This window comes from Klebsiella sp. CN_Kp088, assembly GCF_040064335.1.
Classification (GTDB): domain Bacteria; phylum Pseudomonadota; class Gammaproteobacteria; order Enterobacterales; family Enterobacteriaceae; genus Klebsiella; species Klebsiella aerogenes.
Map to the genome: position 1 here is coordinate 1 of NZ_JBEAIQ010000012.1, position 557 is coordinate 557.

Genomic DNA, 557 nt, shown 5'->3' on the forward strand with positions numbered 1-557 from the left:
ACGCGAATAAACGGGCACAGACAAAACGCCAGCAGATAGAGCGCGGTATAGGCCACCACCACGCCGATGGTGCTGAAGTGCGGCAGCAGCACCACCGCAATCGCCGGTGCGAGGAAGTTCGACAGCCCGGCCGACAGGTTGTAGACCGAAATCGCCGCCCCTTTATGCTCTGGCTCCAGCGCCGGAAACACCGCCGCCATCGGCACAAACGCCGCGACAAAAATCCCCAGCGCGATGGCCGGCACCAGCGCCATGGCGAAGTTATGGCCGAAGTGCTGCGGCAGGTAGTAAAACGCCAGGCTCGACAGCGCCATGCCGATGCAGCCGAACCAGCGCACCACTTTCATCCAGCCCAGTTTCTCCGCCACAATACCCCAGAAGACGTTGGAGAAGATGGTGGTGAAGAAGAACGCCGCCCACACCTGCAGCCATTCGGAAGTGGTGAAACCGAGTTCATCAACGAACATCATCGGCATGACCACCGCGAAGCCGAACAGCGACAGGGTGTTGATAATACGCACGATGCTGGAGAGCATAATGCTGCGGTTGGTGTAGAT

The 557-nt window shown here is 59.4% G+C and carries 1 protein-coding gene; it reads right to left on the bottom strand.

What is annotated here, in order from left to right; genetic code table 11:
* A partial coding sequence (locus tag ABLV08_RS03530; RefSeq protein WP_348855575.1) for an MFS transporter occupies window positions 1-557 on the bottom strand: 557 nt, incomplete at both ends.